The organism is Microcoleus sp. B3-A4, assembly GCF_036705385.1.
Taxonomy (GTDB): Bacteria; Cyanobacteriota; Cyanobacteriia; order Cyanobacteriales; family Microcoleaceae; genus Microcoleus.
The window spans coordinates 1-1,479 of the sequence record NZ_JAUBUI010000213.1; the positions used below are offsets into that span (position 1 = coordinate 1).

The 1,479-nt window shown below is 56.3% G+C and carries 1 protein-coding gene; it reads right to left on the reverse strand.

Translation table 11 applies throughout. From position 1 onward, the window contains the following. Window positions 1–64: 64 nt before the first annotated feature. Window positions 65–1,309, reverse strand: coding sequence for a BTAD domain-containing putative transcriptional regulator (locus QUB33_RS29425; protein WP_333358213.1), 1,245 nt, complete (start codon window positions 1,307–1,309; stop codon window positions 65–67). Between the last annotated feature and the right edge of the window lie 170 nt (window positions 1,310–1,479).

Below are 1,479 nucleotides of genomic sequence, written 5' to 3' on the forward strand. Positions count from 1 at the left end.
CGTTGCCGTTCTTGTATGGACGTTTGCCAGTCTTTGGGCGATCGCACTTTTTTACCTGCTTAGTCTAAACTCCAATCAGCAAGCGGATGGCGTAGTGCAGCAATGCCGATGAAGCTTCATCGATCCACTGAATGTCATCTAAAATTACCAGCACCGGAGTTCGATCAGCATATTCAGCCAGCAGTTGCACCACTGCATCAAATAGATGACTGCGTTCGCGCAAGGGTGCCGGAGGCATATCGGGCGAGGCTGGCGCTGGTTGACCGAGTTCTGGGAGCAAGAAACCTAGCTCCGGCGGAATGTTGCCTGTGGAGGGCATCGCGAGCGATCGCAGCGCATCGATCCAGATGCCGTAGGGTCGCACCATCTCGGCCGCAAATCCGCGTCCCCACAGCACTTGCACCGCCTGTTCCATCGATCGCAGCTCCTCCAGCAAGCGAGTTTTGCCGATTCCGGGTTCGCCCGCGAGCAAGAGCACTGGCGATGCCTCAGCGCTGGCGATCGCGCCGCAGTTCGCAAGCAGTATGGGGTTTGCCCACTGTTGAATCGAGGCCCATTCGCGATCGCGTCCCACTAGAGGCGACAAAGCCACAGGCGAGGGAAACAAATTCGTTTGGGGCGGTCCGGCGGAGTGAGAGGATGGTTGAATGTTGGGGGCTGCCTCTTCCAGCAACAGTTGCTCGTAGAGCTTGCGAGTGTTCGCACTAGGGTCAACTCCTAGTTCCTGGCGCAGCAAAGTCAGGCAGCGGTGGTAGACTTGCAGTGCATTGGCGCGATCGCCGTTCAAATGGTGCGATCGCATCAAAGCTGCGTAGCTGGTTTCGTGCAACGGATCGATCTCCAGTAAGCGCTGTGCAGAGCGGATTGCAGCCCGATAATCACCCTGAGCTTCCGACAGGCGAGTCAGAGATTCGAGAGCATGGAGCAATTTCTGTCGCAGGTGTTCGCGCTCTGGAAAAATCCAATCATCATCACAACTCGGCAGCAAATCACCGCCGTAAAGCGCGATCGCTTGCTCCCAGGCTGTTCTGGCACCGTTAACATCTGCGGCTCGTTCCGCTGCTTCTGCGGAGGCGAATGCCCGTTCAAACTCAGCCACATCCAGCAAGAAAGAGGCATGGGGATTCCATTGCAGGGTTTTGGCATCCGCCAGCAGGTAGCGATCGGCCTCGGGGAGTCCCTGACGCAGGTGATGCAATTCCCGGCGCAAGTTGGTGCGAGCTTGGGCCTCGGTTGAATCGGCCCAGAATTGAAAGGCAAGCCGCTGACGGGTTTGCGGGATATCGCGATGCAGTACCAGGTAAGCCAACAAAGCTTGCGGGCGCTCTGTGGTGACACCGACAACGGGCTTGTCTGCACAGGGAAGGCAGAATCCGCCTAGTAGTTTGATATCTAAGGTGGAGTAAGCGTTCAGGGGTATAAAGAAGACGAAAAACCACCCCCAAAATCAAAGAATAAAATTAGGCAGCAGTCAACAAG